We start from the raw sequence: 16394 nt of genomic DNA on the forward strand, positions 1-16394 counted from the left end.
ATGACCGGTGAGCGGACTCTGCGCGGGCACCTCGTCCTGCCGGGGGGCGTGGTACCCGGCGAGGTGCGCTTCGGACGCTACCTGGAGGCGGTCACGCCGCTGGAGGACGCGCCCGGCGACCTCTATATCCTCCCCGGCTTCATCGACACCCACGTCCACGGCGGGGGCGGGGGGGACACGATGGACGGCCCCGGCGGGATCGCGGCCCTCGCGCGGCTGCACGCCCGGCACGGCACCACGACCCTGCTGCCCACCACGATCACGAACCCCTGGGAGGCCGTCCTGGCGGCGCTGCGGGGGGTGCGGGAGGTCATGGAGGCGGGAGGGGTGCCCGGCGGTGCGGACCTTCCCGGCGCCCACCTCGAAGGCCCCTTCCTCAGTCCGGGTCGCCTGGGCGCCCAGCCGCCGCACCCCCGGCTCCCGACCCCGGAGCGGGTGGCCGAGGTGCTGGCCTCCGGCGTGGTGCGGGCCGTCACCCTGGCCCCCGAGCTGGAAGGCGCGACCAGGGCGGCCCTCGCCTTCGCCCGCGCCGGGGTCCGGGTGGGGGTCGGGCACACGCGGGCGGACGCGGAGACGGTGGCGGCCCTGCTGCACGCGGTCCACGCCGCCGGAGGCCGCACCGCCGCGACCCACCTTTACAACGCGATGGGCGGCATCGAGGGGCGGTTACCTGGCCCGGCCGGGGCACTCTTGGCCGACCACCACGCCTTTCTGGAGGTCATTCTCGACGGACACCACGTCCATCCCACTGCCTTCCACCTCGCCCGCCGCGCCGCGCCCGGCCGTGTCCTGCTTGTCAGCGACGCGATGCGGGCGGCGGGCCTGGGGGAAGGGGAGAGCGACCTCGGGGGCCAGCGGGTGACGGTCCGGGGGGGCCGGGCCACCCTCCCGGACGGGACGTTGGCGGGCAGTGTCCTCACCCTCGACCGGGCGCTGCGCCACGCGCGGGCGGCGGGCGTGCCCCTGCCCGAAGCGAGCGCGATGCTCAGCGCGGTTCCGGCGGCATCGCTGGGCCTGACCGACCGGGGACGGCTGGTGCCGGGCCTGCGCTCGGACCTCGTCGTGCTGGACCGGGCGTTGGAGGTCCGGGAGGTCCACGTGGCCGGGCAGCCCGTGCTGGGGAAGGGGGACTGATCCGGACTCCGATGGAAAGGTTGACTTGTCAACCTGAACATCCGACCGGAGGGAGGAGAAGCCAGGGGTTCTGGGGTATGGAGCCACAAGCGGTGCTTTCCTGTTTGTTGCGGCATTGAGCGGAATCCGTATGAGGTGGGGGCAGGCTGACCGGCCCTCATACGGCTTCCGGAGAATCCGTTCCAGCCCCCCTCCTGCGGAGCTGTGCCAGTCCGCCTCGCTTCGGTGCTTCCACTCCTCTCCGTCACCGTTGTTCTTTCTCCTTCCAGTCGGGTTTCCAGGTCTTACAGAACTGTTCAACCGGAATTCTTATCAAAAGTCCTCGACCTCCCCCGCCACGTCGTGGTCGTCGACGGCCACGTAGCGCCTCGTGGTGTCCACGCTGCTGTGGCCCAGGAAGAGGCCCACCCGCGTGAAGTCCCGCGTGGCCCGGTACAGTCGGGTACCCGAGTGCTTGCGGGCCGCGTGAAAGCCGCGCCAGGCGTGCCCGTGCCCGGCCTGCCGGAAGGCCTGCCGGAGGCGGTAGGCCGCCTGCGCGTAGGTCCACTCGAAGAGTGTCCCGTCGGCCCGCAGGGGGGAAAGCCCCGCGAGGGCCGTCCGCGTCCGGCGTCCCAGCGGCACCCGCCGCACCTTGCCCCCCTTGCCGCGCACGGTGACCGTGCCCCCCTGCAGGTCGTCTGCCCGGACCCCCAGCGCCTCCCCGGCCCGCAGGCCCCCGTGGGCACACAGCAGCAGCAGGGCCGCCAGCCGGGGATCGCAGTGCGCCAGCACGTCGTCGATCTCGCGCAGGTAGGGCGGGTTCTTCACGATCCCCGGCGTGGGGTCAGGCGGCACGTGGGCGTCCTCGAAGGGCTGCGCCTCCGTCGCCCCGGCCCACCGGAGCGCCCGGTAGAGCGCCCGCACCCCGGCGACGTACTGGGCCACCGTCGCCGCCGAGAGCGCTCCCGTGCGTCCCCGCCCGCGCGAGGGCCGCGTCTGCAGGTGCGCCACGTACCGCCCCCCGTCGCGCCGTCCGGGGCGCAGGAGCTGCACGCCCGCGTCCCGTGCCCACGGCACGAAGTCCCGCACCGCCAGCGCGTAGGCCGCCCGCGTCTTGCCGCTGCCCCGCGCCCCCTTGCGGCTGCCGGCCAGCAGGTACGCCAGCGTGACCTGCACCAGCCCCTCGGCGTCGTAGGTGCTCGCGGCCTCCACCGCCCGCACCCGCAGCGCCGAATCGCTGAGGCTGGCGAGGGCCAGCGGCGCCTCATGTCGGACGAGGGTCATGGACCCCCCGGAGACAGGCGAACTGGGCGTCTGGACATGGCGCTTCAGTGTAGCTCAGTAAGGTTGGTTCAAACTAAGGTACATTAGTGTGAAAAAGGATGGGTCCCGGCCGGACCTGGGAGCCGGGAGGTCAACCCACGCGCTCTGCCTCCGGGACCGCCGCCCCGGCCTCTCCCCCCCCGGGCGGACACGGCAGCGAGAAGCTGAAGGTCGCCCCCTCGCCCTCGCGGCCCTCGGCCCAGACGCGGCCTCCATGCCGGGCCACGATGCGCTTGACGTTCGACAGGCCGATGCCTGAGCCTTCGAAGGCGTCGGGAGAATGCAGCCGCTGAAACACCCCGAACAGCTTGTCCTGATAGGCCATGTTGAAGCCCACGCCGTTGTCCCGGACATGCACGACCTGCTCCCCGCCCCGCGTCTCCCCCCAGACCTCGATGCGGATGCGCTCGCGTGGGCGCGAATACTTCAGCGCGTTGGACAGCAGGTTGGTGACCACCTGCCGCAGGGCCGTGAGGTCCCCATGCACGACGGGCAACTCGCCCACGACCCAGTCCACCGGCCGTCCCCCCTCTTCGTGCGCGAGTTGCCCGACCACCTCGTCGACCACCGCCGCGAGCGGCACCGGCTGGAAGCGCAGGTTCTGACGCCCGGTCCGGGCAAACTCCAGCAGCCCGCTGATGAGGTGGTCCATCCGCCGTGCCGAGTCCTGAATGATGCCCACCCGGCGGACCACGGCGGGCGGCAGGCCATGCGTCTCCACGTCGCGCCGCAGCAGGTCCGCGAAGGAGGCGACGTGCCGCAACGGCGTGCGCAGGTCGTGCGAGATGGAGTGGGCAAAGGCCTCGAGTTCGGTGTTCACGTCCTCGAGTTGCGCGGTACGCTCCTGCACGCGGACTTCCAGCGAGGCGTTCAGCGCGACGAGCTGCGCCTCGATCCGCTTGCGGTCGGAGATGTCGCGGCCGGTAGAGACGACGTGGGTGATGCGCCCACGCTCGTCCCGGATGGGCGTGAGCGTCTTTTCCTTGTGGTAGAAGCTGCCGTCCCGGCGGCGGTGCCGCACCTCGCCCCGGTAGGGTTCGCCCTGCAGCAGCCCCACCCACACCGCCTCCATCCGGGCCACGACCTCATCGTCGGGCCACAGCAGGCTCACGTGCTGGCCCAGCACCTCGGCACGGGCGTAGCCGGTCATGGCCTCGAACGCCGGGTTGACATACTCGAAGCGCCCGGCGCGGTCGGTGATAAAGATGGGGTCGGCGGCCTGCTCGACCGCGCTGGAAAGTTTGCGCATCTCGCGCTGAGCCGCGCGGCGTTCGCGTTCACCCTCACGGCGCAGGCGGTCCTGCGCGGCCTGGGCCGCCCGAGCTTCGAGTTCGCGCAGCCGCCGCTCGTGGGCCTGCACGGTCAGCGTCTTGAGGTGCAGGTCCACGAACACCCCCACCTTGGCCCGCAGCACCTCGGCCTGCACCGGAGAGAAGATGAAATCCACCGCCCCCAGCGAGTAGCCCCCCAGCATGTCCGCCTCGGCGCGGTCGTGGGCGGTCACGAAGATGATCGGGGTCGTCTCGGTCTGGGGGCGGCTGCGAATCAGGGCGGCCGTCTCGAAGCCGTCCATGCCGGGCATCCGCACGTCGAGCAGGATCACCGCGAATTCCTGTCCCAGCAGCAGCCGCAGCGCTTCGCGCCCGGAGGACGCCAGCACCACGTTCTGCCCCAGGCCTTCCAATGCGGCGGCCAGCGCCAGCCGCTTGGCGTCCTGGTCGTCCACGATCAGGACGTTGGCGAGCGGCAGCGTGTCCGTCTGGTCCCCGGCGGTCATGAGACCCTCCGGTAAAGCTTCTCCGCCGAGTTGAGCGTCGAGAACCGCCCCGCGTGCGGGCTGAAGTCCAGCGACTCGTGCCGCCCCAGCGCCAGCACCCCGAAGGGCATCAGGCTCCCCAGCAGCAGGCCCTGCACCTGGTCTTGCAGGGGCCTGGAAAAGTAGATCAGCACGTTGCGGCACAGGATCAGGTGGAACTCGTTGAAGGAGCTGTCCGTGACGAGGTTGTGCTGCCCCCAGATCACCGGGCGCCGCAGCCGGTCCACCACCCGGCCGTGCCCCCCGTGCTGATCAAAGTAGGCCGCGAAGTCGGCTCGGCCCCCCGCCTCCCGGTAATTCCGAGCGTAGGCGTCCAGCTTCTCCTGCGGGTACACTCCCGCCCGCGCGACCTCCAGCGCCGACGCGCTGAGGTCGGTGGCGTAGAGGCGGGTGCGGCCGAGCAGCCCTTCTTCCTCCAGCACCATCGCCAGCGAGTAGACCTCCTCGCCGGTCGCGCAGCCCGCGTGCCACACCCGCAGGAAGGGATGGGTCCGCAGCACCGGCAGCACCTGCTCGCGCAAGGCCCGGTAGAAGGAGGGATCACGGAACATCTCGGTGACCGGGATGGAAAGCGCTCCCAGCAGGCGACCCAGCGCCTGCGGCTCGTGCAGCACCCGGTGTTGCAGGGCACTCACGCTGGGCAGCCCTTCCACCTGCACCGTGTGAAGCACCCGCCGCCGCAGGGTGGCCGGGGCGTACCCCCGGAAGTCGTGCCCGTAGACGCGGTAGACCGCCTCCAAGAGCAGCTCGGTTTCCACCGCCTCGACGGATTCACGGGAGGCCTCCATCTCAGCGGTACAGCCACACGCGCAGCAGCGAGAGAAGCTTGGCCGTGTCCACCGGCTTGCTGATGTAGTCGCTGGCCCCCGACTCGATGGACTTCTCGCGGTCGCCGGGCATCGCCTTGGCGGTCAGCGAGATGATGGGCAGGCCTTTGAACTTGCGGTGCTGGCGGATCAGGCGGGTGGTTTCGTACCCGTCGAGTTCGGGCATCATCACGTCCATCAGGACGACGTCGATGTCGGGCGTGCTTTCCAGCAGGCCGATCGCGTCCCGGCCGTTCTCGGCGGTGAAGACCTGCATGTGGTGGCGTTCGAGTACCGCTGTCAGCGCGAAGATGTTGCGGATATCGTCGTCCACGACGAGCACGCGCTTGCCGCGCAGCAGCGGGTCCTCCTGGCGGGCGCCCTGGAGGAGTTGGCGCTGGGCCTCGGGCAGCGTCGCCTCCACCCGGTGCAGGAAGAGCGTGACCTCGTCGAGCAATCTCTCGGGCGAGCGCACGTCCTTGAGGATGATCGACTTGGCCGCCTTGCGCAGTTGCGTCTCCTGTCCCCGCGTAAGGTCCTGCGCGGTGTAGACGATCACCGGGATGGCCCGCAGCGCCGGGTTCTTCTGGAGGGCCGCCATCAGGTCGAAGCCGCTCATGTCGGGCAGCTTGAGGTCGAGGACGATGCAGTCGAAGGGCGCGGTCTCCAGCGCGGCGAGGGCCTCGGCGCCGCTGCCCACCGCCGTGGTCTTCACGTCGCCGTTGCCAATCAGGTCCACGATGCTCTGCTGCTGCAGGGCGTCGTCCTCCACGACCAGGAGGTTCTTGACCCGCCGTTCCAGAAAGGTCTCCAGGTCCGAGAAGGCCTGCGTGAGCGCCGTCCGGTCGCCCGACTTGGTGACGTGCCCCAGGGCGCCGAGCTTGCGCCCCATCAGGGAGGCTTCCTCGCCCGAGATGATGTGGACCGGGATGTGGCGGGTGAGTGGATCGCGCTTGAGGTGGTCGAGCACCGCCCAGCCGCTGGTGTCGGGCAGGCTGAGGTCCAGCGTGATCGCCGAAGGCCGGTGCGTCTGTGCGAGCCGCACCGCCGCCTCCCCGCCGGAGGCCACGATGCCCTTGAACCCGCGCTCGTGGGCGAGGTCGAGCAGGATGCCCGCGTAGGTGGGGTCGTCCTCCACGATCAGCACCGTGCGGTCCCCCGGCCCGATGTCGGCGCGGTCGTCGGCGACGCGGGGCGCGGGCGCAGACCGGGCAGGAGGGGCCTCGGCCGGGGCCGTGAGGCTCGGCGGCAGGTCGGTTCCCGCACGGGCGAGGGGGGCCGCGTCCGGCACCAGCCGGGGCGTCGTCGCCTGGGTCAGCACCGGACGGCGCTCGGGGTCGGGCTCGTTGCGGGTGCCCCCGGTGGGCAGGTACAGGGTAAAGACGCTGCCCACCCCCGGCGTGCTCTCCAGCGTGATCTCGCCGCCCAGGATGCGGGCGAGTTCGCGGCTGATCGCCAGGCCCAACCCGGTGCCGCCGTACTTGCGGCTGGTCGAGCCGTCCGCCTGCTGGAAGGCCTCGAAAATTACCCGCTGTTTATCGGCGGCGATCCCGATACCGGTGTCCGACACCCGGAAGGCCAGCGCCCCCACCGCGCGGCTCAGGCCAGGGTCGGGAGTCCAGCCGCCGGACACCGGGGCGATGGTGAGGCGCACCTCGCCCTGCTCGGTGAACTTCAGGGCGTTGGAGAGCAGGTTTTTCAGAATCTGGAGCAGCCGCTTCTCGTCGGTGACCAGGCTGGCGGGCAGGCCGGGCGCGAGGTCCACCGCGAAGCCCACGCCCTTGTCTGCCGCGACCGGGCCGAAGCTCGCCTCCAGCGGCTCGGTGAGCGCCGTCAGCGGCACCTCGGCGGCGTCGGCCGTCACGGTACCCGACTCGATCTTGGACAGGTCGAGGATGTCGTTGATCAGGGTGAGCAGGTCGTTGCCCGACGCATAGATCGTCTTCGCGTAGGCCTGCTGCTGGGTGCTGAGGTTCCCCTCCGGGTTCTCGCGCAGCTGGTTGGCCAGCAGCAGCAGGCTGTTCAGCGGCGTGCGCAGCTCGTGGCTCATGTTCGCCAGGAACTCGCTCTTGTACTTGGAGGTCAGGGCGAGCTGCGCGGCCTTTTCCTCCAGCGCCTGCCGGGCCGACTCGACCTCCAGGTTCTTGGTCTCGACCTCGCGGTTCTGCTCGGCGAGGAGGCGGGCCTTGGCCTCCAGTTCCTCGTTGGTCTGGCGCAGTTCTTCCTGCTGGCTCTGGAGTTCCTGCGCCATCCCCTGCGACTGGCGCAGCAGCGTCTCAGTCCGCATGGTCGCCTGGATGGTGTTCAGCACGATGCCGATGGACTCGGTGAGCTGCTCGAGGAAGGCGAGGTGGGTCGCGCTGAAGCCCGAGAAGGAGGCGAGCTCGACGACCGCCTTGGTCTCGCCCTCGAACACCACCGGCAGCACCACGATGGTGCCCGGCGTAGCGGCCCCCAGCCCGGAATTGATCTGCACGTAGTCGTGCGGCACGTGCGTCAGGACGATGGGTTCCTGCTCCAGCGCACACTGCCCGACCAGCCCCTCGCCCAGCCGGAAGCGGTTGCCCAGCCCCTTGCGCTCGCGGTAGGCGTAGCTGGACTGAAGCTGCAAGGTCGGCTCGGACGCTTCCTCGTCCAGCGTGTAGAAGACCCCGTGGCTGGCCCGCACGAGCGGCGCGAGTTCGGACAGGATCAGGCGACTCACCGTGAGCAGATCACGCTGCCCCTGCAGCATCCGGGTGAAGCGGGCGAGGTTGGTCTTGAGCCAGTCCTGCTCGGTGTTCTTCTCGGTGGTCTCGCGCAGGTTGTGGATCATCGCGTTGATGTTGTTCTTCAGCGAGTCCACCTCGCCCCGCGCCCCCACCGAGATCGTGCGCGTCAGGTCGCCCATCGTCACGGCGGTGGCGACCTCGGCGATCGCGCGGACCTGGGTGGTCAGGTTCGCCGCCAGCTCGTTCACGTTGTCGGTGAGGTCCTTCCAGGTGCCGCTCGCGCCCGGCACGCTGGCCTGCCCGCCCAGGCGGCCCTCCACGCCCACCTCGCGGGCCACGCCCGTGACCTGCTCGGCGAAGGTCGCCAGCGTGTCGATCATGTCGTTGATGGTGTCGGCGAGTTCGGCGATCTCGCCCTTGGCCTCTACCGTCAGCTTGCGCCGCAGGTCGCCCGCCGCGACCGCCGTGACCACCCGTGCGATGCCCCGCACCTGGTCGGTGAGGTTCGAGGCCATCGAGTTGACGTTGTCGGTGAGGTCTTTCCAGGTGCCACCCACGCCGCGCACGTCGGCCTGACCGCCCAGCTTGCCCTCCGTGCCCACCTCGCGGGCCACACGCGTCACTTCCGAGGCGAAGGCGTTGAGCTGATCGACCATCGTGTTCACGGTGTTTTTCAGCTCCAGGATCTCGCCCTTCACGTCTACAGTGATCTTTTTACTGAGGTCTCCATTCGCCACAGCGGTGGTGACGAAAGCGATGTTGCGCACCTGATCGGTGAGGTTGGACGCCATCGAGTTGACGTTGTCGGTGAGGTCCTTCCAGGTCCCGCCGACGCCACGCACGTCGGCCTGCCCGCCCAGCTTGCCTTCCGTGCCCACCTCACGGGCCACGCGGGTCACTTCCGAGGCAAACGCATTGAGCTGATCCACCATCGTGTTGATGGTGTTTTTCAGCTCCAGAATCTCGCCGCGCACATCCACCGTGATCTTCTTGCTGAGGTCCCCGTTCGCCACGGCGGTGGTGACCTCCGCGATATTGCGGACCTGCCCGGTGAGATTCGACGCCATCGAGTTGACGTTGTCGGTGAGGTCCTTCCAGGTGCCGCCGACGCCTCGCACGTCCGCCTGGCCGCCGAGTTTGCCCTCCGTCCCCACCTCGCGGGCCACGCGGGTCACCTCGGACGCGAACGCACCCAGTTGGTCCACCATCGTGTTGATGGTGTCCTTCAGTTCCAGAATCTCGCCGCGTGCATCGACGGTGATCTTCTTGCCCAGGTCGCCGTTGGCGACGGCGGTGGTGACGAAGGCGATATTCCGCACCTGATCGGTGAGGTTCGATGCCATCGAGTTGACGTTGTCGGTGAGGTCTTTCCAGGTGCCCCCGACCCCACGCACATCGGCCTGACCGCCGAGTTTGCCCTCCGTGCCCACCTCACGGGCCACCCGCGTCACCTCGGAGGCAAAGGCGTTGAGCTGGTCCACCATCGTGTTGACGGTGTTCTTCAGGTCCAGAATCTCGCCCCGCGCATCCACCGTGATCTTGCGGCCCAGGTCGCCGCCCGCGACGGCGGTCGTGACCTCCGCGATGTTACGGACCTGGTTGGTCAGGTTGGAGGCCATCGAGTTGACGTTATCGGTGAGGTCCTTCCAGATGCCGCCCACGCCACGCACCTCGGCCTGACCGCCGAGTTTGCCCTCCGTTCCGACCTCACGGGCGACGCGAGTGACTTCCGAGGCGAAGGCCCCGAGCTGGCTCACCATCGTGTTCACGGTGATGGCGGTCTGGAGGAACTGGCCCTGGATGGCCTGACCGTGGTGCTCGACCGTCATGGTCTGCGACAGGTCGCCCTGCGCGACCGCCGTGATCACGCGGGTCATCTCGCTGGTGGGTCCGACGAGGTCGTCCACGAGGCCGTTCACGTTCTCGATCAGCTCGGCCCATTGCCCGGTCGTGGGGCCGAGGGGCACGCGCTGGGTCACTCGGCCCTCCTTGCCCACGATGCGGCCCACCCGCGCCACGTCCTGCGCGACGCGCTCGCTCTGCTCCATCACCTCATTGAACACGTCGGCGATCTTGCCGGGCGTGCCCTCCCAGGCCATGGGCAGGCGCACGCTGAAGTCGCCCCGGCGGTAGGCCTGCAGGGCGGCGAGAAGCTGGAGGTCCTCGGGGCGGTCGGGAAGGGTGGGCTGGGTCATGGTGGGGAAGGCACCGCACAGGATTTAGACAGACTTCATCCGGGCGGTACTGCCGCCAAGCATAGGAAGAGACTCCTAACAAATTCTGAATCTAAAGACTGTATGAAGCTCACCTCCCTGCTCTCTGGAGGCGGCCACCAGGCCCGAATCTCCCAGTGGGTTGGGTGGTAGGTCTATGCAGTGGCGGCGAAACATCTGAGCCTGCCTGAGCCAGAGCATGGGCGGCACAAGGTCAAACGAACTGGCACGGGGACCGGCCCCTGTTGAGGCCTGAAGCCACCTCCCCCAGCCAAGAACCATGGCCGATTCGTTAGCCGACGTTAATAGACCAGCCCAGCCACTGCTGCGCCACCTCTACCTCTCTCTTCCGAGCGCATCATCAGGCGGCTGACCCAGGGTTTGCCGCACGCCAAAGCCCGTGCCTAAGCTCAAGGCGAACAGCACGAACCTCCGGTTGGCCGTACCGAAATGTAACGCTCCCTTTGGCCTGAGCCATGGCACGTCTGCGGAGCAGGGAAGATCGGCCCAACCGGGATATGGACGAATTTCTCCTGCGAGGCATCTATGGAGCTTGTCTATCAACGTCGGTTAGATGATACCATCGACCATGGATTCTCTCGACGAGCGGGCCTCAAAGATGCGCGAGGCCCTGGCCCTGGCCCGCCTTGACGACCTACTCCCACATGTCCGGGACCAGTTGCCTGTGCCCCCCGGCATGGCGTTCACGCTGCTGAGCCTGATATTCAGACAGGCGGCCGCCGACGGGGTCGATTTCCTTTCGCCCCGGGAGGACTTTCACGCCTGGCTTCTTCAGGCCGCGCGTCTCAACCACCGTGGCTCGCCAGCCAAACCCAACACGGTTCGGCTGCGGCTTTCCCTCCTGAGCAACATCTACACTCAGGCTCTTCAGGCCGGGCTTCTGGACCACCACCCGCTGGATGGGCTTCAGCGGCCTCCCAATGAACGCGCGGGGGCTCCACTCCTGAGCCGCGAACAAATCACGGCCCTCCACCGGGCCACCCGGAATGATCCGGCGCTGCACGCGGCCCTGGTGTTGATCGACGAACACGCCTACCGGGTCCGGGAACTGCTTCAACTTCAGTGGGACGATTTCGATCTGGGCACGGGTGCCGTTTTGCGGCCGCATACCGTGACCCGGCTCAGCGACCCGGCGCTGCACGCCCTACAGACGCTGCAGCAGCAAGCCGGGGGGATGTTCGCCCGTGGCCGGGTACTTCCCTACAACATTGAGCGCGATCTCCGGGCTGCTCTGCACTCCGCTTGCCGCAAAGCAGAGGTCCCGTATGCCCCCCCCGGGGACCTGCGCCGCGCCTCCCTGCGCGACCACGTGCATTCCACCCACAGCGCCGGCTTCAGCGCTCAGGGCGGCAACACCAACCTGGAGCGGGCCACCCGCCTCGCGCGGGGGGTAGCGACCGCTCTCGAACACCCATCCCCACTCCCCCTGAAACGGTAAAGCCAGGCAGTCAACCATTCGGCGCCCCGGTCGTCATGGACCGTACCCCCCCTTCGCCTGCCCTGCGCTCACCGCCAAGCCACCGGCGCTTCCATCGCCTGTCTGGGCCAGCGCCACGTGACGGAGGGACACCACAGGTTCACTGTGAAGGTTCCGGACTTCGGGGAGAAAGCGGAGAAGGCCGCCCAGACGGTGCAGGAGGGTGAGACGCCTGGACCCAGTGACCCACCGCTGCATCTGGCAGCGCGACCGGCTCAGCCGTGGCCTGGCCGCCGGATCAACGTGCAGCGGAGCGCCCCATACTCCAGGTGAGTGGTCCGTCCCCCGGCAGGAGCACCTCGGCGGTGACCCGGAAGCCGAGGCTCTCGTAAAACCGCACGTTGCGCTCGCTTGACGTTTCGAGGTACGCGGGAAGGCCAGCGTGGTCGGCGGCCTCCAGGCCCGCCCGCAGGACAGCCCGCCCCAGGCCGTGGCCCTGCCGGGCCGGGTGCACGCCCACCGTCTGGAGGGTCCAGGCGGGACCGGTCGGGCGGTGCTGGGCCAGCAGCGCTTCCGCCTGGGCCGAAGCCTCAGCGCGGTCGCCGGCCAGCTCGGTGATGCGCGGCTCCAGGGTCTCAAACAACGACGCGGGGGGCGCGGTCTGCGGGGTGGTCCACACCGCGACCGCCTGCGCTTCCTCGGCCACCCAGACCCGGCCATAGGGAAGACCGAGGTGCCTGAGAAAGAGGTCCTGAAGGTGGGCAATGCGCCAGAGGTGCCGGTCGGCGGCCACGGTGTGGCGGGTCCAGGGGTACGCCGCGAAGGCGGCGGTGAGGGTCTGCACCGCCCGGGGCACATCGGCGGGCGTGGCTGGCCGAAGGGACGGCGGGGCCTGGGTCATGGAATCCTCCTCAGGGGGCGGCGGGCAGGGTGAAGTGGAAGGTGCTGCCCACGCCGGGCGTGCTCTCGACCCAGATGCGGCCGCCGTGCCGCTCGACGATCTTCTGGCAGATGCCCAGGCCCAGGCCGGTCCCCTCGTACCGGTCGCGGGTGTGCAGGCGCTGAAACAGCACAAAAATACGCTCCAGATACGGCTTTTCTATCCCGATGCCGTTGTCGGCGACGCGAACATGCCACTCCCCGCCCACCCGCTCGGCGCTCACCCGCACCTCGGGAGGGACTCCCGGCCGCGTGAACTTCATGGCGTTCGAGAGCAGGTTCTGAAAGACCTGGGCGAGCTGGGGGCCGTCGCCCAGGACCGTTCCCAGCTCGCCGGCAGTTACCCGTGCGCCCGTCTCCTCCAGGCGGCTGCTCAGCCGGGCCAGGGCCTCGGTGAGCGGGGCCTGGAGGTTAACGGGCTGCAGCGGCCGCGCGTCCCCGCTGAGGCGAGAGTAGGTCAGCAGGTCGTCCACCAGGGCCTTCATGCGGGCGGTGCCCCCCACGATCAGGTCGAGGTACCGCTGGCCCCGGTCGTCGAGGTGCTCCCCATAGCGCCGCCCCAGCAGCTCGGTAAAGCTCGCCACCGTGCGGATCGGCTCCTGCAGGTCATGTGAGGTGATGTAGGCGAAGCGCTCGAGTTCGGTGTTGCTGCGTTGCAGCTCCGCGTTGGCCCGTTCCAGTTCGGCGGTGCGGGCCGCCACCCGGCGTTCCAGCGAGGCGTTGAGGTCGCGCAGTTGCGCCTCCGCCTCCCGCTGCTCGGTCACGTCCGTGTGGGTGCCGAACCAGCGCACGATCTGCCCCTGCCCGTCCCGGATGGGCACGGCGCGGGAGAGAAACCAGCGGTCTTCCCCGTTCCGGCCCCGCAGCGCAAAGGTGTCCTCCCAGGCCTCTCCCTGCTCGAAGGCCCGCCGGAGCTTGGCGAGCACCCGCGGCGCCTGTCCCGGGGGAAGCACCCCCGTCCAGCTCCAGCCTAGCCCCTCTTCGGGGGTCAGGCCGGTGTAGTCGGACCAGCGGCGGTTGTGCCACTGCACCGCGCCGCTGGGGTCGGCCGTCCAGGCGAACTGGGTGATGTTGTCGGCCAGCTCGCGCAGCCGCTCCTCGCGGTCGCGCAGGGCCGAGAGCGCCGCCCGGCGGGCCTCGACGTCCAGCAGCACGCCGGGAAAGGCCAGCGGCGTGCCGTCGGGGGCGTGGTCGACGCGCCCGTTCGCCTCGATCCAGTAGTAGCGGCCGTCGCGGCGCCGCACCCGGTACTCGTGCGCGTACGCGCCGCCGCGGGCGATGGCCCCGTCGATCGCCCGGAGCAGCCCCTCGCGGTCCTCCGGGTGGACGGTGGCGATCACCTGCTCGAGGTTCAGGCCCTCGCGGCCCAGGGCGGGGTCCAGGCCGAAGGTGGCGGCGAAGGCCTCGTCCACGGTGAAGCGGTCGCGCGGCAGGTCTCAGAACCAGGTGCCCAGGATGGCCCCGGCGGCCAGGGCGAGCTGAACGCGCTCGGCGTTGTGCCGCAGCGCCCGCTCGGCCTTCAGGCGGTCGGTCACGTCCTGTTCGGCCACGACGGCGCCGAGCAGCTCGCCCCCGGGGCCGTGGATCGGCGCGGCGTTGTTGAGAAACGAGCGGCGCTCGGTCGACCCAAAGGGCTGACACTCCACCAGTTCGCCCTGAACCCGCTCGCCCGTCAGCAGGGCGCGGGCCATCGCCCACTCCCCGGCCCTCACGCGCTCGCCCGTCTCGGGCCACCAGCCCACCCACTCGCCGTACTCCTCCCAGCTGGCCGTGTCCGGCGCCACCCCCCACAACTCGCGGTGCGCGGCGTTGTCCCGCACGAGGCGGCCCGCCTGATCGGCGAGAATCACGCCCACCGGCAGCGCGTCGAGCACCGCCGAGAGCCGCGCCTCGCTCTGGGCGTGGGCCGCCTCGGCCTCCTTGTGGCCGTGCACGTCCGTGGCGCTGCCGATCCATTCCTCTGCCCCGAGGGGCACCAGTTGCAGGTCATGCCAGCGGTAGGTGCCGTCGAAGCGGCGCAGGCGCACGGCCTGCCCGAACGGCGCCCGCTCCGGCAGGCCGGTGTACTCGGTCCAGGTGCGGTTGAACTGCACGTCGCCCCGCGCCGGATGAACCGTCCAGACCAGTTGCGGCAGGGCGTCCAGCATGAGGCGGGTGCGCCGCGCCAGCGTGCGTTCCTCGCCCAGCAGCCGCACCCGCTCCAGCGCCTGCGCGAACGCGCCCGCTGCGGTCGCCAGGAAGGTCTGCTCGCCCGGCGTGGCCCCGTGCTCCGCCTGGCGGCCCAGGCTCAGCGCCCCCACCGGGCGGCCGTCGGTGACCAGGGGCAGGAACACTTCCGGGGCACGGAACAGCGGCTGGTCCGAGCGCTGCCCTTCCGTGGCGGGTGACAGCGCCTCCAGGGGGAGCGGCTGGCCCAGCTCCCCGGCCTCCTCCCCCACCCTCCCGACGAGGTGCAGTTCGTCACCGCGCACCACGCGCAGGCTGGCCTGGGACGCTCCCAGCGCCTGGGCGAAGTTGGGCAGCGCGGCGGCCACCTCGGCGACGGTCTGCGCTCCGGCCAGCCGGAGGATCAGGTCCTGCAGGCGGGCGGCGCGGTCCTCGGCTTCCTTCTGGGCGTGGATGTCGTGCAGCGTGCCGATGATGGTGGGCTGGCCCGGGGCCTCCCCCGACGGGCGGCTCAGGATCAGGTGCCAGCGGTACGCGCCGCTCGCCACCCGCAACCGGGCCTCATGCCGCACCGGCTGCTGGTCCTGCTGCGCCCGCGCCCACACCGCCAGGGCTGGTCCGCGGTCGTCCGGGTGAAAGAGGTCGGCAAAGCCGTACCCGTGCAGCGCCTCGGCCGTCAGGCCGGTGTGGGCCGTGAGGGCCGGGTTGGCATAGACCGTCGCGCCCCCAGCGTCGCTGACATAGGCCGGAAGGGGAAGGGGATCGAGCAGCGCGAAGGGGGACGGCACGGGGGGCCTGTGGACCATGACGGGCCAATAGTACGGTCGGGCCGGGGGTATGGTGACGCGGCGCCCCGGCCCCGGGGCAGGAGCGGTCCTCAGCGGCCGGGGCCGGCGAGGGCCTCCAGGGTGGCGTGCAGCGCGTCGGCGTGAAAGCCTTCGTAGAACGCCGGGACGGTGTCGGGCCGCTCGCCCAGCCGCGCGAGCACCTGTGCGTAGGAGGCCCCGGTCCGCTCTCCCGCCTCCTGGGGACGGTCCAACCAGTCGGCCGGCGAGTCCAGTTGCCCCAGCCGCGCCCGCAGGAAGTCGAACAGGTCCAGATTGCGCGTCAGGAGGTCGGGTGTGGTGGTGCCGCCGTGGCAGGGGATCACCACCTGCGGGCGGAGCGCGTGAAGACGTTCGAGAGAGCGCCGCGTGACGGCCAACTGGGGTCCGCCCCGCACCTGGGGAAAGGGATGCTCGGCCGCGTCCCCGGCCAGAACGGTGCCCAGCTCCGGAATCCAGACCGACACGTGGTCCGGGGTATGGCCCGGCGTCGAAATCACCTCCAGCGTGAGGTCGCCGCCATGCAGGGTCAGGCCCCCGGAGAAACTCAGGTCGGGGGCCACCAGCGTGACGTCGGCGAAGCGGGCGTCCTGGGCCTGGTGGTGGCGCAGCACCTCCTGGGCGCGCTTGGAGCGCAGGCGGTCGCGGGTGGCCTCGCTGGCGATCCGCAGGCCGGGCAGTTCGTCCTCCGGGGTAAACAGGCGACTGCCGTACACGTGGTCCCAGTCCGCGTGGGTGTTCAGCACCAGGACCCTGCGCCCGGCGAGGTCGGAGCGGACCGCCCCGATCACCTGCCGCATCAGGGCTGGGGTCGCCATCGTGTCCACGAAGACCAGAAAGCGGGCCGTGACCACGGCGAAGGTGTCGACCTCCTCGCCGGCACGGAACCAGCGGATGCGCGGGTCCACCTCCGGATGGCGCACTTCCTGCACGTGTGTGGGCGGCGTGGGTTGGGTCATGGCAGAGAGTCTGACAGGAGCCGCGCTAAAGTGCGTCTGAAAAACGTGCTGGCGCATGTTTTCCCTGCGTGAACAAGAGTGCACGA

General features: G+C 70.0%; 10 protein-coding genes. 2 read left to right on the plus strand and 8 right to left on the minus strand.

Annotated features, from left to right (window positions below):
• On the plus strand, nt 1–1134 hold the full coding sequence (locus C3K08_RS14385) for an N-acetylglucosamine-6-phosphate deacetylase (RefSeq protein WP_104992169.1): 1134 nt from the start codon (nt 1–3) through the stop codon (nt 1132–1134).
• A gap of 312 nt (nt 1135–1446) precedes the next feature.
• Here the strand turns inward: C3K08_RS14385 and C3K08_RS14390 are convergent, their stop codons facing one another.
• The 4 genes from C3K08_RS14390 to C3K08_RS14405 form a co-directional block, all read right to left on the minus strand.
• Nucleotides 1447–2397: a tyrosine-type recombinase/integrase gene (locus tag C3K08_RS14390; protein WP_104992170.1), complete on the minus strand. Its 951-nt coding sequence runs from the start codon at nt 2395–2397 to the stop codon at nt 1447–1449.
• A 130-nt stretch (nt 2398–2527) separates the two neighbouring features.
• The gene (locus C3K08_RS14395) at nt 2528–4213 is read right to left on the minus strand and encodes an ATP-binding protein (protein WP_104992171.1); all 1686 of its coding nucleotides are present in this window, start codon (nt 4211–4213) and stop codon (nt 2528–2530) included.
• Nucleotides 4210–5040 carry a protein-glutamate O-methyltransferase CheR gene (locus C3K08_RS14400; protein ID WP_104992172.1) on the minus strand — a complete coding sequence of 277 codons (831 nt, stop codon included), beginning with the start codon at nt 5038–5040 and terminating at the stop codon, nt 4210–4212. Before C3K08_RS14400 ends, C3K08_RS14395 begins: the two co-directional genes overlap by 4 nt.
• 1 nt (nt 5041) lies before the next feature.
• Complete coding sequence (locus C3K08_RS14405; RefSeq protein WP_104992173.1) at nt 5042–9964, minus strand: response regulator; 4923 nt, start codon at nt 9962–9964, stop codon at nt 5042–5044.
• A 607-nt stretch (nt 9965–10571) separates the two neighbouring features.
• Here C3K08_RS14405 and C3K08_RS14410 point away from each other — a divergent pair.
• Nucleotides 10572–11441: a hypothetical protein gene (locus tag C3K08_RS14410; RefSeq protein WP_104992174.1), complete on the plus strand. Its 870-nt coding sequence runs from the start codon at nt 10572–10574 to the stop codon at nt 11439–11441.
• A 277-nt stretch (nt 11442–11718) separates the two neighbouring features.
• Here the strand turns inward: C3K08_RS14410 and C3K08_RS14415 are convergent, their stop codons facing one another.
• The 4 genes from C3K08_RS14415 to C3K08_RS14425 all read right to left on the minus strand — a co-directional run bounded on the left by C3K08_RS14415 (nt 11719) and on the right by C3K08_RS14425 (nt 16308).
• Nucleotides 11719–12321, minus strand: coding sequence for a GNAT family N-acetyltransferase (locus C3K08_RS14415; RefSeq protein WP_104992175.1), 603 nt, complete (start codon nt 12319–12321; stop codon nt 11719–11721).
• Between the two features lie 10 nt (nt 12322–12331).
• A complete protein-coding gene (locus C3K08_RS18000) occupies nt 12332–13771 on the minus strand; it encodes a PAS domain-containing protein (protein WP_158679954.1) in 1440 nt (479 codons plus the stop codon).
• 24 nt (nt 13772–13795) lie between these two features.
• A complete protein-coding gene (locus C3K08_RS18005) occupies nt 13796–15331 on the minus strand; it encodes a PAS domain-containing protein (protein ID WP_158679955.1) in 1536 nt (511 codons plus the stop codon).
• Between the two features lie 71 nt (nt 15332–15402).
• Complete coding sequence (locus tag C3K08_RS14425) at nt 15403–16308, minus strand: MBL fold metallo-hydrolase (protein WP_158679956.1); 906 nt, start codon at nt 16306–16308, stop codon at nt 15403–15405.
• Nucleotides 16309–16394: the final 86 nt, after the last annotated feature.

The organism is Deinococcus sp. NW-56 (assembly GCF_002953415.1).
GTDB lineage: Bacteria > Deinococcota > Deinococci > Deinococcales > Deinococcaceae > Deinococcus.

Bases quoted from the DNA above. Each gene is read 5' to 3' on its own strand.
- C3K08_RS14425 (WP_158679956.1), bottom strand. From the start codon at position 16,308: ATGACCCAACCCACGCCGCCCACACACGTGCAGGAAGTGCGCCATCCG.
- C3K08_RS14390 (WP_104992170.1), bottom strand. From the start codon at position 2,397: ATGACCCTCGTCCGACATGAGGCGCCGCTGGCCCTCGCCAGCCTCAGC.
- C3K08_RS14410 (WP_104992174.1), top strand. From the start codon at position 10,572: ATGGATTCTCTCGACGAGCGGGCCTCAAAGATGCGCGAGGCCCTGGCC.
- C3K08_RS14395 (WP_104992171.1), bottom strand. From the start codon at position 4,213: ATGACCGCCGGGGACCAGACGGACACGCTGCCGCTCGCCAACGTCCTG.
- C3K08_RS14415 (WP_104992175.1), bottom strand. From the start codon at position 12,321: ATGACCCAGGCCCCGCCGTCCCTTCGGCCAGCCACGCCCGCCGATGTG.
- C3K08_RS18005 (WP_158679955.1), bottom strand. From the start codon at position 15,331: ATGGTCCACAGGCCCCCCGTGCCGTCCCCCTTCGCGCTGCTCGATCCC.
- C3K08_RS14385 (WP_104992169.1), top strand. From the start codon at position 1: ATGACCGGTGAGCGGACTCTGCGCGGGCACCTCGTCCTGCCGGGGGGC.
- C3K08_RS14400 (WP_104992172.1), bottom strand. From the start codon at position 5,040: ATGGAGGCCTCCCGTGAATCCGTCGAGGCGGTGGAAACCGAGCTGCTC.
- C3K08_RS14405 (WP_104992173.1), bottom strand. From the start codon at position 9,964: ATGACCCAGCCCACCCTTCCCGACCGCCCCGAGGACCTCCAGCTTCTC.